The organism is Sorangium sp. So ce204 (genome assembly GCF_051526795.1).
In the GTDB taxonomy this organism is placed as follows: domain Bacteria; phylum Myxococcota_A; class Polyangia; order Polyangiales; family Polyangiaceae; genus Sorangium; species Sorangium cellulosum_B.
Map to the genome: position 1 here is coordinate 11660925 of NZ_CP150317.1, position 18791 is coordinate 11679715.

Sequence of the window (18791 nt, forward strand, 5' to 3'; positions counted from 1 at the left end):
GGGACGACCGTGCGGGTGATCGCCGGCCGGCTCGGCGGGCGGAGGCTCGCCGCGCCGCGCGGCGAGGGCACGCGGCCGACGGCCGACCGCGTGCGCGAGGCGCTCTTCTCCTCGCTCGGCGACGTCACCGGCGCGCTCGTCTGCGACCTGTACGCCGGCACCGGCGCGCTCGGCATCGAGGCGCTCTCGCGCGGCGCGCGGCGCGCGGTCTTCGTCGAGAGCGGCCGCCCCGCGCTCGCCGTGCTCCGCGAGAACCTCGCCGCGCTCGGCCTCGACGAGGCGGCGCGGGTCGTCCCGCTCCCCGTCGAGCGCGCGCTCGAGCTGCTCCGCGACGAGGGCCCCTTCGACCTCGCCCTGCTCGATCCACCGTACGCCGTCCTGGCCAGGGCCGCCGCCGCGGCCGCGCGCCTCGCCGGCCCGCTCGGCTTGCTCGCCCCGGAAGGGCGCCTCGTCCTCGAGCACGCGCGCCGCGATCCCTCACCGGAGATCGCCGGGCTCACCTGCGCCGCGAGCCGCGCCTACGGTGACACCGCGGTGTCGTTCTACACGCGCTGAGCCGCCTGCGCGCGCCAGCCACGCGCGCTGAGCCGCCTGCGCGCGCCAGCCACGCGCGAGCAGCCCACCGCGCGGCGCTGTCGTGTTCATCCGGAGCGCATCCAGTTTCCTGGCGCGCTTCCCTGCCCGCCCTTGTAGACTCGCCCCCGCCGGACGCGCCCGCGTCTCGGCTCCGGCGCACGACGGTCCCGGCGAAGCGGCCGGACCTCGCGCGTCTCTCCGGGAGGACTTCTCAACGTGTCCGCATCGATGCCTCCGTCGTCCCAGCAGATCCCGGGAAAATCCGGCGGCCCTGGGCCCTACATCGCAGGAATGGTCGTCCTTGCTGCGCTCATGGCGGGCCTGCTCTACTGGAAGCTTCGCCCGGAGCCTGCCGCGCCGCCTGCCGCGCCGACCGCCGCTGTCCCCGCCGAGACGAAGCCCGCGGAGCCTCCGCCGCTGTTCGCGCCCCCGCCGCCGCCGCCCGTCGAGGAGGTCGAGGACGCCGGCGTGGACGCCGGCAAGGTCGCGTCGGGGCAGGGCCCGGCCACCACCGGCAAGTCGCCTTGCTCCGGCAAGTGCGGCGACGGCGCGACCTCGCCCGCGCTCGACTCCGCCGTCCTGGGGCTCGCTCGCTCGGCGCAGGGTTGTTATAACCGCGCGCTGCGCACCTCGGAGGTCTCCGGCAAGCTGACGGTGAGCGTGCAGGTCGCCTCCAACGGCGCGGTGTGCAGCGCCTCGATCCTCAACGACACGGTGGGCTCGGGCGAGATTGCGTCTTGCGTCCTGGGACGTTTCCGCGGCAAATCATTGCCTCCGCCGCAGAGCGGATGCGTCGTGGTGAACGTTCCGATCAACTTCACCATCAAGCAATAGGAAGCAGCCGATGCGAACGCTCCCCTCCCGGATGGCCAGCTTGCTCCTCCTCGCGCTCGCGCCCGCGCCGCTCGTCCTGCAGAGCGCCGCGTGCCACGTCGATGAAGGAACCACGGCGCTCTGTGACAACAACCTCAACGCCGACCAGGGAATCGAGAACGATCCGGGCGGTTGTTATCAGCTCCCGTCCTGCGTGGTGAATGGCCAGCTGGCGGCCCCGGAGGAGTGCTGCAAGAACGCGGAGGGCCTCGTCAACCTGGAGTGCGTCAAGGGGTATGCGTCGCGGACCTCCTCGGCCAGCACGGGCGGCGACGGCGGCTCGGCCAGCACGGGCGGCGACGGCGGCTCGGCCAGCACGGGCGGCGACGGCGGCTCGGACGGCGACGGGGGAAGCGGCGGCTCGGGTGGTGCGGGCGGCTCGGGTGGCGCGGGCGGCGCCGGGGGGAGCGGCGGCTAGGCCGCGCGCGTCGATCGCGCCGTGGCGAGGAGCGCCGCTTCGAGCCGGGGGATCCTGCTCTCGGTCGCCTACGATGGGCGCCCGTTCGCGGGCTTCGCCCGCCAGCGCGACCAGCGCACGGTCTCGGGAGAGCTGCTCGGCGCGCTGCGCGTCATCGACCCCGGCATCCGCGAGATCCGCGGCGCGAGCCGCACCGACGCGGGCGTCCACGCGCGCGACCAGCGGGTCGCCTTCGACACGACGGCGCCGCTGCCGCCGCGCGGCTGGGTCCTCGCGACCGCGCGCCACCTCCCGGACGAGATCGTGATCCGGCGCGCGGCCGTGGTGCGCCTCGGGTACTCGCCGCGCTTCGAGAGCCTCCGCAAGCGCTACCGCTACCTGGTCCTCCGGGATCTGGTCCGCGACCCGTTCCTCAGCCGTCGCGCCTGGCGGGTCGAGGGCATCACGGACGAGGCGATCGAGCGGGCGCGCGCCGAGGCGCTCGCCGCGAAGGGCACCCACGACTTCGCCGCGTTCCGGACGAGCGCGGACGAGCGGACGACCACGGTGCGGACGCTGTACGGCGTCGAGCTGTCGCTCGATCCCGCGGACCCGCGCGTCGTGCGGATCGACGTCGAGGGGAACGCGTTCCTGCACAACATGGTGCGCATCCTGGTCGGCACCTTGATGGACGTGGCGCGCGGCCACCTCGCGCCCGGCGCGATCGCGCGCGCGCTCTCGTCGCTGGACCGGCGCGACGCAGGGATCACGGCGCCGCCGGACGGGCTCTACCTCGAGCGCATCCACCTGCGCGACGACGGGCAGGAGGCCTGGCCGGCGGGGCCCTCCGACGGAGGCTCGGCGGACGACGCCGCGCCGGTGGACGCGCCGGCGGAGAGCGCGCCGGCGGAGCGCGCCCCCGAGGAGTGACGCCGCGCCGGTGGACCTCGCCGCGCGTCACACAGAATCCACCGCGGACACATGGACGGCCCGCGCTCGACTTGGTAGCACAGCAACGTGCACGTCGGACTGGACCGCCTCTCGGATCTTCCGCAGCTCCAGCGCCTCCGTTCGACTCGCCTGGGGGTCCTTGCGCACCCGGCGAGCGTCGATCGCGAGCTGACCCACATCGCCTTCGTCCTCGAGCGCCTCGGCGTGCGCCCACGCCTCTTCTTCGGCCCGGAGCACGGCTATGGCGGCGAGGCGCAGGACATGGCGACGGTGATGAGCAGCGTCGACGCGCGCTCCGGCGCGGGCATCGTCAGCCTGTACGGCGAGAGCTTCGAGGACCTCTCGCCTTCCGCGGCGGATCTCGCGCAGATCGACGTGCTCCTCATCGATCTCGCCGACGTCGGCGCGCGGTACTACACGTTCGTCTGGACGGCGCTCCTCGCGCTGCGGGCGGCCCACGCGGCGGGCGTGCACGTCGTGCTGCTCGACCGGCCGAACCCCCTCGGGGGCACGGCGGAGAGCGTCGAGGGCGCGACGCAGGCGCCGGGGTTCCTGTCGTTCGTGGGCCTGGAGCCGGTGCCCGTCCGCCACTCGCTCACGGTGGGCGAGCTGGTCGCGCTCTTCGCGCGGCGCGAGGGCATCCCGCTCGGCGACGTCGCCTGCGGGCTGCAGGTCGTGGCGGTCGAGGGTCATCGCCGGGAGGCGCTCGCGTCCGGGTGGGATCGCCCGTTCGTCTTGCCGTCGCCCAACATGCCGACGGCGGACACCGCGCTCGTCTACCCGGGCGGCTGCCTGCTGGAGGGGACGAACCTGTCGGAGGGCCGCGGCACGACGCGCCCGTTCGAGATCGTGGGCGCCCCCTGGCTCGACGGCCACGATCTCGCCGCGCGCCTCGCGTCCACGGCGCTGCCGGGCTTCGTCGCGCGGCCGCTCACCTTCCGGCCCACCTTCCAGAAGCACGCGGGCAAGATCTGCGGCGGCGTCCAGATCCACGTCACCGATCCGCGCGCCTTCCGCCCTGTCGCGACGTACGTCGCGCTCATCGCGTTCGCCTGCAGGCAGCAGCCCGAGCAGTTCCGCTTCCGCACCGAGCGGTACGAGTACGTCGACACGATCCCGGCCTTCGATCTGCTCACCGGCTCCGCCGCCGCGCGCCTCGCCATCGCGGCCGGCGAGGATCCGCTGGCGATCGCCATGGAGGTGTCGCGCGCGGATCCGGCCTGGCCCGAGGTGATGCGGGAGGCGCAGGCGGCCGTCTCCGCCTGCTGAGCGCCGCCCGCGCGGCTCAGCGATCGTAGCGGTCGTACGGCTCCTGCCGGGAGGCGGCGCCTGCCGAGTACCTCGTGAGGAGGGCGACGAGCACGAGCGCGAGCCCGGTGACCACGAAGAAGGTCCGCGCCGGGAGGTCGGCGGAGAACCCGAACAGCCAGGGCGACGCGAGGAGCGCGGCGGCGAGGGAGGTCTCCAGCGCGCCGTGCACCGAAAACGGGATCATCCTGGCGGCGCCGAGCGGCTGATCGGACAGCAGCGTCACGACGAGCTGCGCCACGGCGGCGACGTAGCAGACCGCCGTGGGCACCGGGTCGAGGCGGAGCGCGAGCGGCGCGAGCGCGAGCAGGACGACGACCGCGTAATCGACGTATCCATGGTGGCGGGGAGATAGAAGCTTCATCGGTGCCTCCTTGGAGGAGCTCCCCTCACCCGGTGCATCGCATGTGCCGGTGAGCGGCTGTCGGCGCGCGCGCCCCGGCCGCTCCGGAACGCAGCGCCGGCCAGGATCAGCGGGGTTGTCGCGCGCCCGGGACGGGCAGGAGGGGTGCTCGTCGTGCTCACACGAAGGGAGCGGAGGGCGCGAGTGAGCCCGATCCGGCACGGAGCGGGGCAGGGTGGCTCACCGGAGCTCTGGACCCTTCACGCCTGCTCTCGCCGATCGCGCAGCCTCGAGAAGGCCTCTCCGGGGTCCAACGCGCGTCGCCGCCACCTCGCGCACGTTCGAGACACACCGTGTCTCCGAGGCCCAGGTCTCCAGGATCTCCTGCCCGCGGGCGGAGCTCCGCTCGCCGCCGGGCCCGACGCTCCGGAGCGCGTCGCCGAGCCCCCCGCGGATCCGGCGCTCAGCCCGTCGACAGGAGCTCGTCGAGCACGGCCCCGTACTCGTCGAGCAGCGGGTGCGGCGGCAGGCCGCGGCACATCGCGCGCAGCTCCTCGAACCTCGCGATCTGCATGTCCCTGCCGCGCTTGAACATCGACCACGGATCGCCGTGCTCGCGCGCGCAGACGATGATCGACTGGAAGTTGTCTATCTTGTCGGCCAGCGTGATCGCCTGCGCTTCCCAGGGCTTCTTCGGGAACGCCTCGAGATAGAGCCGCTTGCGGTCTTCCCAGGGCAGCGCCCTGTCCTGCTCGGTCACGTGGCGGACGAGCGTGGCGACGCGCTCGCCGAAGCGCTGGCTCAGCTCGTCGAACGTGACGCCCTGGTCCTCCATGGCGTCGTGCAGCGCGCCGGCCGCGACGACCTCGTCGTCGAAGCCGTGGCGCGCGAGCAGGACCGCCACGCCGGCGAGGTGGCTGATGTAGGGGACGTCGGCGTTCGGATACTTGCGCTTCTGGGATCGATGCCAGACCGCCGCCTGGTCGAGCGCGCGCTTGAGGAGGGTGCCCATCGCGATGTCTCGCCAACCATAGCCGCTCGGCGTCCAGAGCGCAGGCGCCGAGCGCCCCCTGTGCCGTCCAGCAGGTCCTCCGTCCGGATGGGAGCCCGCGGCCTCCGAGGCTCGCCCTCGAAGGCCGCGTCGGTTCGAGCGCCCGGCGTGCCATGCGCTCGGTGAGCGGCGTGCGCCGAGCGCGCCCGCTGCGTGCGCCGAGCGCGCCCGCTGCGTGCGCCGAGCGCGCCCGCTGCGTGCGCCGAGCGCGCCCGCTGCGTGCGCCGAGCGCGCCCGCGGCGCGGCGGGCAGGCGCCACGAGGGGCGCGCCGGGCGAGGTGTGCGGCGCGCCGCCGCACCGCCGGCGATCCCGCGCTGCCGGCCCGGGCGCCCGCCTCACGACAGGGGCTCTCCCGGCCCTCTCTGCGGCTCGACGCTCCCTCTCGTTCAGTCGTCCGGCGCGCAGCGCGGGATATCCGCTCTTCTGATGAGGTCGGCTTCGCCCGCGCGGCACGGCCCGCTCGCGGCGGCGTCGCTGCGATGAAGCGCGCGCCGCCTGCGCGCGATCGCCTCTCGTTCGTTCAGCGGATCGGGGAATGCGCCGGGGGTGGCGCGGAATGGTCGGGTGGCGCGGAATCGTCCGGGGAATGGTCCGGGGAGGTACGCGCAAGTCCTACGAACATGCCGACGACGTCGCTCGTTGCTCAAGACTCCGCACTTGCCGACCTGTATACTCGTCCGCGACAGCGTCTTATATCGTCATGCGAAACCCGCCGATGCAGGGTGCCACCTCATGAGACTTTGGCCTCTCCGTTCGCTTGCCGCCGCGCTGGCCGCCCTCGTCGTCGTCCCTCTGCTTCCCGTGCCCGCGCACGGGCAGGACGCGCCGGTCAACCCCGGAGGCATGGCCCTGAGCCGCTTCGTGCCGGCGCCGGCCGGGGACCGCATGTTCAGCGTGCCGTCGCCGTTCGTGGCAGGGCACCTCACACCGCATGTGATGCTGCTCGCCGATTACGCGAGCAACCCGCTGGTCCTGCGGCGCGAGCGCGACGGCGCGGAGATCGGCGCGGTCGTCAGCGATCAGCTCACGTTCCACCTCGGCGCGTCGCTCCCGCTCTGGAACAGGCTGAGCGTCGACCTCGATGCGCCGCTCACCGCGCTGCAGTCCGGGGAGAGCCCGAGCGGCGGCGGCCAGCAGTTCCCGTCGCCGAGCGGCGCGGCGCTCGGCGACGTGCGGCTCGGCGCGCGCTTTCAGATCCATGGCGCGTACCACGACCCGTTCCAGCTCGCCGTCGGCGCCTACGTCTGGTTGCCGACCGGCGCGGACGACTCGTTCGTGAGCGACGGGAGCGTCCGGGCGATGCCGTACGTCGCGGCCGGCGGCCGCATGGATCGGCTCGTCTGGTCGACCGCGCTGGGCACCGAGGTCCGGCGCTCCCAGTCGTTCGGCGGCGTGGCGCAGGGGACGATGCTCACGCTGGGCGGCGGCGTCGGGTTCCTCGCGATGGACGGCCGGCTCCAGGTGGGGCCGGAGCTCAGCGCCGCGATGGTGCTCGAGGACATCAGCAGTCGCTCGACCAACGCGGAGCTCCTCCTCGACGCGAGGTATCGATTCCTGCCCTTCATGGAGGCGGGCATCGGCGTCGGGCCGGGGATCACCTCGGGCATCGGGACGCCGGACGTGCGCGCCGTCGCGATGGCCGCCTTCACGCCGGAGCAGCCGACCGATCAGGACAGGGACGGCATCGGCGACCCCGAGGACGCGTGCCCGAGCGTGCCGGGCGTGCGCAGCGGCGACCCGAAGAAGAACGGCTGCCCGCCGCCGCCGGACCGCGACGCCGACGGCATCGTCGACGCCGAGGACGCCTGCCCCGTCGTCGCCGGCGTGCGCAGCGACGACCCGAAGAAGAACGGCTGCCCGCCGCCGCCGGACCGCGACGCCGACGGCATCGTCGACGCCGAGGACGCCTGCCCCGACGTCGCCGGCGTGCGCAGCGACGACCCGAAGAAGAACGGCTGCCCGCCGGACCGGGACGACGACGGCGTGGCCGACGCGGAGGACGCGTGCCCCGACGTCAAGGGGGTCCGCTCGAAGGATCCGGCGAAGAACGGCTGCCCGCGCGACACCGACGGCGACTCGTTCCGCGACGACACGGACGCCTGCCCGAGGGAGAAGGGCTTCGCGGATCCGGACCCGGAGAAGCACGGCTGCCCGAAGGCGGTGCGCGTGACCGAGAAGCACGTGGTGATCCTCCAGCAGGTGCAGTTCGACACGAACAAGGCCACCATCAAGCCGGTGAGCGATCCGCTGCTCGACGAGGTCGCCGAGGTGCTGAAGGAGCACCCGGAGATCGTGCTCATCGAGATCCAGGGTCACACCGACAACCGGGGCACGGTGGAGCACAACAGGATCCTGTCGCAGAACCGCGCCAACTCCGTCATGGCGGCGCTGGTCCGCCGCGGCATCGACTCGACGCGGCTGACGGCCCAGGGCTACGGCCGGGAGCAGCCCATCGACGACAACGCGACGGAGGCCGGGAGGCAGCGGAACCGACGAGTCCAGTTCAACATCATCAAGAAGGCCGCGTACAAGCCGCAGGCTGATGAGACCGGAGAGGATCGATGAGAAAGCAGTTGAGCATCACGGGGCTCGCGGCCCTCACGCTGATCGGGCTCACGACCGCCAGCGCGACGGCCGAGCCCAAGCTGCGTGTACAGGTCGATCAGCAGGGCGACTTCGCCCTCATCGGGAGCTCGATCGGGCAGGAGTGCCGCTCCGCGACGCCGCGGCCCACGGAGGGCACGATGGGCGCATGCGGCCAGTCGACCGTCGAGTCGGGGCCCGATCTCTTCTGGAGGTCCGACTCGCCTGCTGACGGCAGGGCGGAGGCGAACCTCGATATCACCCCGGAGATGGCGCGCACGACCGCGGTGCTGACGCTGCCCGACGGGGCGACGGTGACGCACGCGTTCCTGTACTGGGCCGCGCGCAACACCGCCGGCGCCGATCCGGAGGTGGAGCTCCACCACGCGGGCGGCTACGACGGCACGGTGACCGCCATCGACTCGGTCGAGACGGTGATCAACCAGGGGAAACCCAACGAGTCGCACAACTACCAGTCGGTCGCCGACATCACCTCGATCGTGAAGGAGAGCGGCGCCGGGGCTTACCGGGTGGGCGGCGTGGACGTCGTCGACGTGAGGGACAGCGACGACGACGTTGTCTTCGTGGCGTGGTGGATGGTGGTGTTCTACGAGGCGCCGCGATCGCCGATGCGCAACCTCGCGCTGTTCGACGGGCTCGACCGGGTCTCCGACGTGGGGTGGCAGCAGGTCGAGCTCTCGGGCTTCAAGGTGCCCGACGCCGGCTTCGTGGCGAAGCTGGGCATCGTCGCGTTCGAGGGCGACAACTCGAACACCGGTGACAGCGTGTTCTTCAACCCCAAGAACCCGGGGAAGCCCGATCTGGCCGAGGCGCTGAGCGACGAGCTGAACCCCGCGGACAACTTCTTCAACAGCACCCGTTCGGCGCTCGGAAAGCCGGTGTCGGTGGAGGGCGATCTCCCGAGGATCCCGGGCACGCCTCAGAGCATGTCGGGGGTCGACATCGACATCGTGGATGTCAGCGCGAAGCTCAAGCCGGGGGACGATCGGGCCACGCTCGTCGCCACGAGCAGGGACGAGCTCTATTTCCTCGCGGGGTGGGTGACGTCGATCTCCAACTATGGGCCTGATTTCAGCAAATCGAGCAAGGTGGCCACGGATCTCGGCGGGCTGCCGACCTACCGCGGGGACGCCGTCGAATACCGCATCACGGCGACAAACACGGGCAATGACGAGGCCGTGGGCGCGGTGCTGACGGACGCGCTGCCTGCCGGGGTGACGTTCGTCCCCGGCTCGCTGTCGATCGTCGATGGGCCGAACGCCGGTCCCCAGACGGACGCGCCTGGCGACGACCTCGGGCAGTACGATCCCGCGACGCGGACCGTCACGTTCTGGCTCGGGGACGGGGCGGACGGCGCGCGGGGCGGGAGCATCCCTGTCGACGGCAGCGTCACGGTGCGCTTCGAGGTGACGGTCGACGCGGACGCGCCGGACCTCATCAAGAACCAGGCGAAGATCGCCGCGGCGGGCGCGTTCGGCGCGCCGGTCAGCGCCGATCCGACGGACGGCAACGGCGACGCCCCGGGCGCGCCGCCGACCGAGCTCGCCGTGGAGCCGGAGTCCTTCTACGCGGCCGGCAGCGGCATGCTCGGCCCCTGCGCGGCCAGCCCGCGAGGCCGGGATGGGAGCGCCGGCTGGCTCGCGGGGCTCGCGCTGGCGGGTCTGCTCCGCCGGCGGCGCAGGGGGTAGACGATCACCGCCGCGTCACCGCTCGGCCAAGGCGTCGTCGAGCGTGGGCGCGGTGAGCACACGCTCGGTCCAGCCTTCGATCTGCGCGGCGTCGGCGGCGCGGATGCGCGCCTCGATCGGCTCCGGCAGCTCGCCGAAGCGCAGCCGGAGCTGCTTCAGCAACGTGCTCCGCTGCCCCTCGATCCGGCCCTCCCGCTCGCCTGCCAGCCGGCCCTCCCGGCGCCCCTCCTCGCGAAGGTAATCTGCGATGGTCACGATCTCCTCCTCGGCATCCGGTCCCGCCGCCACGAGCAGCCTCGGCAGCAGCTTGTCGGGCTCGCGCGGGTCGGCGATGCTCAAGATATACCGCCACACGCGCACGAGCGCAGCCCCATCAGCGGGTGCGTCGTGCTCTGGTGCTCGAAGAGCACGTAGACGAACAGCGACGCTCGCTCCAGCCTGGCGGTGAAGAGCAGATCGCTATGGCTCGCGGCGAGCGCCTCATCGATGAAGCTGCCAGGTTGCAACGCCAGCGACGCGAAGTCGATGCGGGCCGCCAGGGCGGCAGGCAGCGCCTGGCGCAGCGCCCCGGCCGCGTGCTCCGGCTGTCCAGACGTGGACTTGGACAGAGCGTCATGAGGGGTAGGCGTCATCGTTCACCACCGCTGCCGGCGCGCACCTTGGCTGCGAGCTCGCCGAGCTCACACATCTCCCGCTGGTCACGTCGGCGCGCCGTCTCTGAGACCGATTCGCTAGCAAGTCGCAGACAGATTGCCCATGAAAAAGAAATCTATTTCTGGATACGATTCATGAGATGACATCGAGCGGTGTCGCTCAATTACGACAATACAAGCCACCTCGTCTCACAATCGTCCCTCACACCCTCACACGCGCCCGTGCTGCTGGCGCAACCTGGCTCGGTTGCCTCAGGACAACGTTGCCGTCCCGCAGGCCAACAAGAAGAAGTGGGTGTCATCGAGTGCCCCCGAAGGCGCCGCGCACAGGCGACGTGGCGTCATCCATGAATTACGGGGATATCTGCCGAGTGATTTGGGATTGCGCTGAACAGGCGCTTTGCTCGCCATGCCCGGGGACCGTCCCCCTGGACGGCGCCGTGGCTGCCCGCCCGAGCCGCTCCGCCCTGGTCACGAGCACCGCCATGTCGTCTCCTCCTCCCCGGTGAGACGGGAGCTCCGGGCGCCGCGCATCGGAGGCCTTCCCGCGCCGCTGGCAGAGACCTTGGTGGGCGCGCCAGAAGCCTCCCGGCGCGCAACCCAGGCTCTGCGCGCGACAGGAGCCCTCGGCCCCCCGCTGCCGCGGGCCCTCGCGCCCGAAGGAAACCCTCCAGCACGCCGCGAGGGCCTCTCCGCGGGAGCGCCCGTGCTCGGGCCGCGATCAGTTGATGGTGAAGGACTTGCTGACGGTGACCGAGCCCCCGCCGAAGGCAGGCACCCGCGCGCTGCGGAACAGCCTGGCGACGCAGCCGCCGACGCTGGTCCCGGCGAACGGCGCCCCCTGGACTTCGGCCGACGTGACGCTGCCGCTCGGCGCGAAGGTGACCTTGACCCTGCCGGTTCCGGTCGGTCCGCCGGCCTTCTTGCAGCTCTTGGCAGAGCCGGCGGCCGCGCCGAGCGCCGAGCTCGCGGCGCCACGGTTGAACTCGGCGCCGCTGGACGCCGCCGGCTCCGGCTTCGATGCCGCCGGCTTCTCCGCCGCGGCAGCGGGCGCGGACGCCGGCTTCTCCGCCGCGGCGGGCGTCGCCGCGGCGGGCGTCGCGGCGCTCGGGGCCTCGGCGCTGGCGGTGGGCTCCGCGGACGGCGCCGCCGTCTCCGCCGTGGACGGCGTTGCGGCCGCTGCGGTCTCGGCAGGCGTCGGCGCCGGTGCCGCCGTCTGCGCAGGGCTTGGCACCTCGGCGGGGGCGGTGTTCACCTGCTCCGGCGTGGCCGTCGACGCCTCCGGCGTCGGCGACTGCATGAAGAAGAAGGCGACGCCGCCAATCAGCACGACCGCGGCGATCGCGGCCGCGATCAGACCCGTGCGGCCCTTCTTGGCCGAGGCCTCCGGCGCCGTGAGCGGAGAGAGCGACGAAAGCGACGCGGGCGGCACCGACGCCTTGGACGGAAGCGACATCGAGGGAGGCGGCCGCGAGTCCGTCACCGGCGCCAGCAACGGCGGCGGAGCGAGCATCGGCGCGGAGGCGATGGGGCCGCCGCCGAGGTTCAGCAGGTCGTCATAGCCGGCTCGACCGTTGTTCTTCGAGGGGCGGTTCGAGGGACGCCGGCCCGACGGGAGCTCGTCTTCTTCGTTCTGCTTGGCCACCGCCGCGTTCTCGGTCGCGGTGAGCGCCGAGAGCGAGAAGAGGACCGAGTTCTCGTTGCGCTCGCCCACCTGGCGATCGAGGCCCGGCGGCGGGGCGGACGCGGGGTTCTCGGCGCGCTCCGCGGCGCTGAAGACGTCGACCGCGGCCCCCCGGGCCGCGCGACGCGCAGCCGCTGGCGCCGGTGCGCCGCCCGGGGACGGCGCCGTGGCCGCTGGGCTCGCCGGCGCCGCGGCCGCTGGGCTCGCCGGCGCCGCGGCTTCCGGGGCCTTCGCCGAGGCGACGGCTGCAGGCGCCGGGGTCGCGGCCCCCGCTTGGTTCAGGGCGCGCCGCGAGTCCTTCATGACCACGGTCCCCTCGGGCCCGAACCTGAGCCCAGCAGGCGCCGGAGCCGTGGGGACCGGCGCAGCGGCAACGGCAGGCGCCGGAGCGGCGGCCGGCGCAGAGGCCGCTGCGGGCGGAGCCGCCGCTGCGGCCGCCGGTACCGCTACAGCAGGGACGGCCGCGGCAGCGGGCGCGACGGCAGCGGGCATGGGCGTCGCGATCGCGGGCGCCGCGGCAGCGGGCGCCGCCGCGGCGACGGCTGCCGCGGGCGCGGGCGCCGCGTCTTCCTGCGAGGAGAATCGCTCCTTGAGCTCCGGGACGCTGGCGATCGGCAGCCAGTCGCCCATGCCGTCCTTCCACACGTACGTGTCGTTGCTCAGGCCTCCGCGCGCGTACTCGGCCACGAGCTCGGCGGTCGTCATGGTCCGCTCGTCGCCCTCGGCGACGTTGACGGTCCACGTGTCGGGCGCCGCCGCGGGCGCGCCGCCCACGTCGGCCACGAGCTTCGCCTCGGCGTCATCCGACAGGTCGCCCTGCTGCTCCGCGGTCGCGTCCTGCGGTGCGGCCGGGGCAGCCTCATTCGCGCCGTGGACCACCATGGAGTGGTTGCACTTCTTGCATTTGATCTTGACCGTCTTGCCGGCGACTTTCTCGTCGGCAATCGTGTACTTGGCCTGGCACGACTCACACGTAATCTTCATGCGACTGTCGCCCTTCCCGTTCCGGCATGCGGGCATGGGTTCAACGACCACACACGCGCACGATCACGCGGCCCGGTCGGTCGACGCAGAATAGCGGGACGGCGCGAGGCCGATCAAGGCGGCGACTTCTTTTATGATCGCCGCCGGCGCAGCGCCGCGCGATGACGCAGCGCGCGTCCACGTCCTCGCGCGGCGCGCGCAGTGTGGCGCGATCAATTGAGCAGCAGCAGCTGCGTGCCGTCCTTCCCGCAGAACATCGCCTCGCTCGGATAGCGGTCGCCGCAGGTAGGGCAGATCTTTCCACGAGCCCGCAGCGCCGGCCGGACCGGCCCAGCGGCTGGCCCTGCGGCGCCCGCGGGCGAGGCCCCCGAGGGCGCCGGCGCGCCCTCGGCGCCTGCGCTGTCGCGCTCGCCGGCGGCGCCGGCCGTGGAGGCCGGGCCTTCCACGTCGCCTCCTGTCCGCCGGCGGCCTCGGCGGAGCAGGATCAACCCGGCAAATCCGAGGCAGGCCGCGACCCCGCCCACGATGGCCACGAACAGGTTCTTGCGCTGGCGTCCCAGGTCCTCGCCCGAGGTCGTGCGCCCGCCGATGGTGCCGGCCGCGATCACCACGACGGCCGCCTGCTCGCTCTCGCCGGCCTCGTTGAGCCCGCTCGCCGCGAGGAGCGCGTCGTAACGATCGGGGCTCGTCACCTCGATCGCGACGGTCACCCCCTTGCCGGCGACGGACGCGACGAGGCCGAGCGCCCCCTCGCCCGCGCCGGCGCCGAGCGAGAGGGCGCCTGTTGCGTCGACCGTCGCGGCGGACGCGAGCGGCCCCGGCGCGATCGACCACGTGGGCCTCGTCGGGAGCGCGCACCCCTCCGCATCCATGACCAGCGCGCGGAACTGAAAGCGTTCGCCCGGCCGCATGAGCTTGCGCGACGGCGTGACCTCGAGGCGCGCCGGCTCGCCGGGGGCGTCGCAGGTGCGCGAGGCCGCGGGCTTCTTCTCGGCTGCGGCGGGCGCCGCGGGCGGGGCGCTCCCGACCGGCGGCGGCGCGCTCGCCACCGGCGGCGGGGCGCTCGCCGCGGGGGGCGCTTCGCCCTCGCGCCGGACGAGCGTGTAGGTCCGCGTCCTCGTGACGGACGCGCTGCAGGTCGTGTCCTGGATAATGAACTGGTACTGCCCCGTCTCCACCATGTTGATGCTGGCGTCGGTCGCCTGGGTCGTGGTGGTGACCACGGCGCGGCGGGGATCGCTGGCCGGCGTCGTGCAGCGGGTCTGCCAGGAGCGCGCGTTGCCAGACGCCGAGTGCTTGCTCCGCGCGAGCCCGGGCATCTGCTCCCAGCACTCGGCGGTGCTCCACGACCGTCCGGCGCCCGAGATCGAGAGCTCCGAGCCGTGCTGCTGGATCTGCACCGCGCCGCCCGGGGCGCCCTGCGGGCGAGGCCTGGGCCCGCATGCCTGCCCCCAGGCGGAGACCGACCACTGTTCCGTGAGGGCGCTCGCGGTCCAGGACCCGCTCAGCGTTGGCAGGTCCTGCGCGGCGCCCGCGCGAGGGATGGCGACGGCGAGGGCAGCGTACGCGAGCGACGCGAGGCGAAGCGCGTGGGTCAGGGCCGACGAGGCGAGCAGCGGGCGTCGCACAGGCGAACCGTAGCAGCGCCCGCGCGCGGGCGGCAGCCGGCAGGCTCGAAGCGCCGCCCGCGCGCGCGGTGCCGTGCGGCCTGACACGCAACGCCCGGGCCGACCCGCGCGCGGGACCGAGCCCGAGACCGAGCCCGAGACCGAGACCCAGAGCCGCACAAAAAAGCTCGCGCCCTCGAAAAAGGATCTAGACAGGCAAAGCAAAGACTCTTTATCTTGAAAAATGGTCCCGTGCGCGTTCTGCATCAAATCTCGTCAGGAACTCCCGCGTACCTGATCCGATCCTGTTCGTCCCTCGACCCCTGCGGAGGGTCGGAGAGGGCTGCTGAGCATCGGAACTCGATGCGCCAGACTGCGCTCGTCTCGACGAACCGTAAGCAGACTGTAAGCAGACTGTAAGCAGACCGCGACCAGACCGCGACCAGACCGCGACCAGCCCAAAAGCGTCACCGCACGACCCAAAATTGTCACCGCGCAACTCGACACTTTTCTCGCGCCTACCACCAAAAAGATCTGGACACCTCCACCTCTGAGTTGCTAACTTACACACTGTTACCTTGCGCATCCGCTCTCCGATCGAAGCACAAGCACCCGCGTACTTGATCCGATCCTGATCAGCCCGCGGGGCTCATTCCGACCGGAGCCCGCGAAACCGACCTCGCCTGGCCCGTGTGTCATGGCGCCTGCTATTCGGATGACGCTCCAGCAATGGTTCACCCGTGAGGACCTCGAGGAGCTACCAATGAAGCAGTTCGCACTCGCATCTTCTGTCGCGCTCGCCACGCTGTTCATCACCGCCACCAGCCTCGCCAACACGACCGCTCCGTCTCCCACCTGCACCGTGATCAAGCGGGGTGTCCTGGGCGACGTCTACAACGCGGAGATCTGGAGCCTCGCCCCGAGCTACCATGTCCCGACCCCCTTCGAGGTCAACACCGGGTACTCCAGCTCGGTCGGAGAGAAGCGCGCCCTGTTCCGCTTCGATCTCAGCCCCATCCCCGCCGGCTCTCTCGTCACGTCGGCCACGTTCTACGCCCAGACGTACACGAGCACCGCGCAGACCGTGTACGTCCACCAGGTGCTCGCCCCCTGGAGCGAGGATCTCGTCACGTGGAACAACTTCGGCGGCATGGACCCCGCCGCGTTCACCTCGTTCGTGCCCAACGTCACCGGGTGGAGCTCGGTCGACCTCACCGGGATCGTGCAGGACTGGGTGAACGGGACGGCGCCGAGCCACGGGATCCTCCTCGAGGAGGACGCCAGCGGGAAGACGTCGTACAAGGGCAGCGCCCACACCGAGGAGTCTTATCGGCCTCTCCTCGAGGTCTGTTACACGGCGCCGAAGGGCTCGATCGGCGACAAGGTGTGGTTCGACGCGAACGCTGACGGCATCGAGGACGCCTCCGAGCTCGGCATCTCCGGGGTCGTCGTCGACCTCTTCGGCGACGCGAACTGCGACGGCGTCGCCGACGGCGCCCTGCTCCAGACGGCCGTGACCGGCGCGAACGGCGTCTACCGCTTCACCGAGCTCGAGGCGGGCTGTTACGTCGTCGACGTCGACGACGCGACGCTCCCGCTCGGCCATGTCCTGACCAGCGACGACGAGCCGCTCGGCGTGTCCCTCGACGCGGGTGAGAACGTGGCCGACGCCGACTTCGGCTACGTGACATACTCGTCGATCGGCGACACGGTGTGGCTCGACAGCGACGCCGACGGGCTCTACGAGCCGGAGACCGGCGAGCTCGGCGTCAACGGCGTCCGTGTCGAGCTGTTCCAGGGGTCCCAGCTCATCGACTTCACGATCACCGGCACGAGCCCCTACACCGGCCAGCCCGGCTTCTACCTCTTCGACACGCTCCCGGCGGGCACTTACTCGGTGGTCGTCACGCCCGACAACTTCATGGCGAGCGGTCCGCTCGCTGGACAGGAGCCGACGGCCGACCCCGACGGCGGGCTCGACAACGTGGGCGTCGTCTCGCTCGGCTGGGCGCAGGACCTGCTCGACGCGGACTTCGGTTACCAGCTCTCCTGCGGCAACGGCGTCTGCGGCGGTGACGAGAGCTGTTCCAGCTGCGCCGTCGATTGCGGCACCTGCCCGCCGGTCTGCGGCAATGGCACCTGCGAGGCCGGCGAGGACTGCGGGAGCTGCAGCGCGGATTGCGACGTCTGCCCGCCGGTCTGCGGCGACGGCACCTGCGACGCCAGCGAGAGCTGCGGCACCTGCGCGGACGACTGCGGCGCCTGCCCGCCGGTCTGCGGCAACGGCACCTGCGAGGCCGGCGAGGACTGCGGCACCTGCTCGGACGACTGCGGCGCCTGCCCCGCGGTCTGCGGCAACAACGTCTGCGAGAACGGCGAGGACTGCTCGAACTGCACCGGCGACTGCGGCGCTTGCCCCGCGGTCTGCGGCAACGGCGTCATCGAGGCCGGCGAGAACTGCCTCGAGTGCCCGAGCGACGTCGGCGTCTGCCCGCCGGTCTGCGGCAGCGGCGTCTGCGAGGCTGGTGAGACGTGCTCGAGCTGCGCGGCCGACTGCGGCGCCTGCCCGCCGGTCTGCGGCGACGGGGTCTGCAAGGCGGGCGTCGAGAACTGCTCGAGCTGCGCGGCCGACTGCGGCGTCTGCAAGTGCTCCTCCCCCGGCACCGGCTCCCCCGGCTACTGGAAGAACCACGCGAGCGCCTGGAAGATCACGAAGCTGACCATCGGCGGCAAGACCTATACGAAGTCCCAGCTCCTCGACATCATCAGCCGTCCCACCAAGGGTGACGTCACTTACATCATCGCGAAGCACCTCATCGTCGCCAAGCTCAACGTCGGTATCGGCAACCGGTCGAGCTGCATCGAGGACACCATCGCCAAGGCCGACGCCTGGCTCAAGAAGCACAAGCTCGGCAGCAACGTGAAGGACAACTGCAGCAGGAACGCGCCGTGGGTGACCGGCAAGCCCCTGTCCGAGATGCTCGACAAGTACAACAACGGCTATCTCTGCGCCCCCCACCGCGACGACCTTGACTGCGAGGACAACCGCAACGATCGCGACCATCACCGCGGCTGCGGCCGCTGAGACGTAGACGCGAGCGCCCCCGGGCCAGCGCCCGCTCCAGGCGACCAGCCTGGAGAGCCGCCGTGGCTGGCCCAGCCTCTCCCCGCCTCCCCCTCCCCGCCTCCCCCTCCCCGCCTCCCCCTCCCTTCCCTCCGCCATCGCTCTCCTCACCCCTGGCAGGCGGGCCGCCTCGTACTCGGGACGGAACGTCCCTCGACGCCCGCGAACACCTCCACACCCCCGCATGGGCGTGTTCTGCCCCTCGCGCGACAAATTGCCCCTGCCGCCCCGAAGGGGGCCCCTGCAGGCGCCGCCTACGCCTCGAACAGCGCCCCGCCAAGGAGCGGGGTCGAGCCCGTCGAGACCGCTCCACCGCAAGACAGGACAGCATGGCACGGGCGCTGCAAATCCTGCGGGGCTGAGCTCCGAGGACCGCGGTAGGCGGTCCAACGACGCAGCGTTGGCGGGCCAGAAGAAGGAGAAGTTGCCATGAACCTGACGGAAAGCTGGATTGGCGATAAGCCCTTGGTCCCGCCTTGCGGCTTGTTCGGCAAAGGTCAGCATATCGTCCTGGCTGAAGACGACGAGGATTTCCGGTCCACGATCGCCATGGCGCTCCGCAGCGACGGGTTCGAGGTGTCCGAGGCGCGAAACGGCCTCGAGCTGCTCGACAAGGTGGCGCCCTGCCTCGGTGGGAACGAGCCGCCGAAGCCGATCGACGCGATCGTCAGCGATATCCAGATGCCCTGCTTCTCAGGGATGGAGATCCTGGAGGGCCTCGCCGAGGTGAGGCGGCGGCCGCCGGTCATCCTGATCACGGCGTTCGGCCACCCGCACCTCCACGCGACCGCACGCAGCCTGGGCGCCTCGGCCGTCTTCGAGAAGCCGTTCGATCTGGACGATCTCCGCAGCGTGCTGTTCAACCTGAAGGACGCGCCCGGCTTCGACGGCGGTTACTGAAGAAGACCAACGAGGACTGACGAGGAGCGCTCCTCCGGGTGCCTCGG

Annotated in this window: 15 protein-coding genes; 9 read left to right on the forward strand and 6 right to left on the reverse strand. The window is 72.0% G+C overall.

All coding sequences use genetic code 11. The features are described 5' to 3' along the window. Positions 1-9: 9 nt before the first annotated feature. From rsmD to WMF22_RS44050, 5 genes are all read left to right on the forward strand, one after another. Positions 10-555 (forward strand): 16S rRNA (guanine(966)-N(2))-methyltransferase RsmD, encoded by a 546-nt coding sequence (gene rsmD / locus WMF22_RS44030; RefSeq protein ID WP_437295881.1) that lies wholly within the window; start codon positions 10-12, stop codon positions 553-555. A 249-nt stretch (positions 556-804) separates the two neighbouring features. Beyond that, a complete protein-coding gene (locus WMF22_RS44035; RefSeq protein ID WP_438033594.1) occupies positions 805-1410 on the forward strand; it encodes an AgmX/PglI C-terminal domain-containing protein in 606 nt (201 codons plus the stop codon). Positions 1411-1420: 10 nt separating this feature from the next. Further along, positions 1421-1867 carry a hypothetical protein gene (locus WMF22_RS44040; protein WP_438033595.1) on the forward strand — a complete coding sequence of 149 codons (447 nt, stop codon included), beginning with the start codon at positions 1421-1423 and terminating at the stop codon, positions 1865-1867. 21 nt (positions 1868-1888) lie between these two features. Beyond that, positions 1889-2776, forward strand: coding sequence for a tRNA pseudouridine(38-40) synthase TruA (gene truA, locus WMF22_RS44045; protein ID WP_438033596.1), 888 nt, complete (start codon positions 1889-1891; stop codon positions 2774-2776). A gap of 87 nt (positions 2777-2863) precedes the next feature. Further along, positions 2864-4066, forward strand: coding sequence for an exo-beta-N-acetylmuramidase NamZ family protein (locus WMF22_RS44050; RefSeq protein WP_438033597.1), 1203 nt, complete (start codon positions 2864-2866; stop codon positions 4064-4066). Between the two features lie 16 nt (positions 4067-4082). Here WMF22_RS44050 and WMF22_RS44055 read toward each other — a convergent pair whose 3' ends face one another. Continuing rightward, a complete protein-coding gene (locus WMF22_RS44055) occupies positions 4083-4469 on the reverse strand; it encodes an SPW repeat domain-containing protein (RefSeq protein WP_438033598.1) in 387 nt (128 codons plus the stop codon). A 442-nt stretch (positions 4470-4911) separates the two neighbouring features. Further along, positions 4912-5460, reverse strand: coding sequence for an HD domain-containing protein (locus WMF22_RS44060; protein ID WP_438033599.1), 549 nt, complete (start codon positions 5458-5460; stop codon positions 4912-4914). Between the two features lie 772 nt (positions 5461-6232). Here WMF22_RS44060 and WMF22_RS44065 point away from each other — a divergent pair. Continuing rightward, positions 6233-8065 carry an OmpA family protein gene (locus tag WMF22_RS44065; protein WP_438033600.1) on the forward strand — a complete coding sequence of 611 codons (1833 nt, stop codon included), beginning with the start codon at positions 6233-6235 and terminating at the stop codon, positions 8063-8065. After that, entirely contained in the window at positions 8062-9792 is a 1731-nt protein-coding gene (locus WMF22_RS44070) for a DUF3344 domain-containing protein (protein WP_438033601.1), read from the forward strand. Before WMF22_RS44065 ends, WMF22_RS44070 begins: the two co-directional genes overlap by 4 nt. A gap of 15 nt (positions 9793-9807) precedes the next feature. On the opposite strand, the gene WMF22_RS44075 is transcribed toward WMF22_RS44070, so the two are convergent. The 4 genes from WMF22_RS44075 to WMF22_RS44090 all read right to left on the reverse strand — a co-directional run bounded on the left by WMF22_RS44075 (position 9808) and on the right by WMF22_RS44090 (position 14741). Beyond that, positions 9808-10131 carry a DUF4351 domain-containing protein gene (locus WMF22_RS44075; protein WP_438033602.1) on the reverse strand — a complete coding sequence of 108 codons (324 nt, stop codon included), beginning with the start codon at positions 10129-10131 and terminating at the stop codon, positions 9808-9810. Next, complete coding sequence (locus WMF22_RS44080; RefSeq protein WP_437295891.1) at positions 10128-10424, reverse strand: Rpn family recombination-promoting nuclease/putative transposase; 297 nt, start codon at positions 10422-10424, stop codon at positions 10128-10130. The genes WMF22_RS44075 and WMF22_RS44080 overlap by 4 nt, the downstream gene beginning before the upstream one ends. A 742-nt stretch (positions 10425-11166) precedes the next feature. Beyond that, on the reverse strand, positions 11167-13113 hold the full coding sequence (locus tag WMF22_RS44085; protein WP_437295892.1) for a zinc-ribbon domain-containing protein: 1947 nt from the start codon (positions 13111-13113) through the stop codon (positions 11167-11169). 212 nt (positions 13114-13325) lie between these two features. Then, positions 13326-14741 carry a hypothetical protein gene (locus WMF22_RS44090; RefSeq protein ID WP_438033603.1) on the reverse strand — a complete coding sequence of 472 codons (1416 nt, stop codon included), beginning with the start codon at positions 14739-14741 and terminating at the stop codon, positions 13326-13328. Positions 14742-15483: 742 nt separating this feature from the next. Here WMF22_RS44090 and WMF22_RS44095 point away from each other — a divergent pair. Further along, positions 15484-17805 (forward strand): SdrD B-like domain-containing protein, encoded by a 2322-nt coding sequence (locus tag WMF22_RS44095; protein WP_438033604.1) that lies wholly within the window; start codon positions 15484-15486, stop codon positions 17803-17805. Positions 17806-18273: 468 nt separating this feature from the next. Beyond that, positions 18274-18744, forward strand: a complete 471-nt coding sequence (locus WMF22_RS44100; RefSeq protein WP_437295895.1) for a response regulator — start codon at positions 18274-18276, stop codon at positions 18742-18744. Positions 18745-18791: the final 47 nt, after the last annotated feature.

Bases quoted from the DNA above. Each gene is read 5' to 3' on its own strand.
- WMF22_RS44035 (WP_438033594.1), top strand. From the start codon at position 805: ATGCCTCCGTCGTCCCAGCAGATCCCGGGAAAATCCGGCGGCCCTGGG.
- WMF22_RS44040 (WP_438033595.1), top strand. From the start codon at position 1,421: ATGCGAACGCTCCCCTCCCGGATGGCCAGCTTGCTCCTCCTCGCGCTC.
- WMF22_RS44055 (WP_438033598.1), bottom strand. From the start codon at position 4,469: ATGAAGCTTCTATCTCCCCGCCACCATGGATACGTCGATTACGCGGTC.
- WMF22_RS44060 (WP_438033599.1), bottom strand. From the start codon at position 5,460: ATGGGCACCCTCCTCAAGCGCGCGCTCGACCAGGCGGCGGTCTGGCAT.
- WMF22_RS44065 (WP_438033600.1), top strand. From the start codon at position 6,233: ATGAGACTTTGGCCTCTCCGTTCGCTTGCCGCCGCGCTGGCCGCCCTC.
- WMF22_RS44070 (WP_438033601.1), top strand. From the start codon at position 8,062: ATGAGAAAGCAGTTGAGCATCACGGGGCTCGCGGCCCTCACGCTGATC.
- WMF22_RS44080 (WP_437295891.1), bottom strand. From the start codon at position 10,424: ATGACGCCTACCCCTCATGACGCTCTGTCCAAGTCCACGTCTGGACAG.
- WMF22_RS44085 (WP_437295892.1), bottom strand. From the start codon at position 13,113: ATGAAGATTACGTGTGAGTCGTGCCAGGCCAAGTACACGATTGCCGAC.
- WMF22_RS44095 (WP_438033604.1), top strand. From the start codon at position 15,484: ATGAAGCAGTTCGCACTCGCATCTTCTGTCGCGCTCGCCACGCTGTTC.
- WMF22_RS44100 (WP_437295895.1), top strand. From the start codon at position 18,274: ATGAACCTGACGGAAAGCTGGATTGGCGATAAGCCCTTGGTCCCGCCT.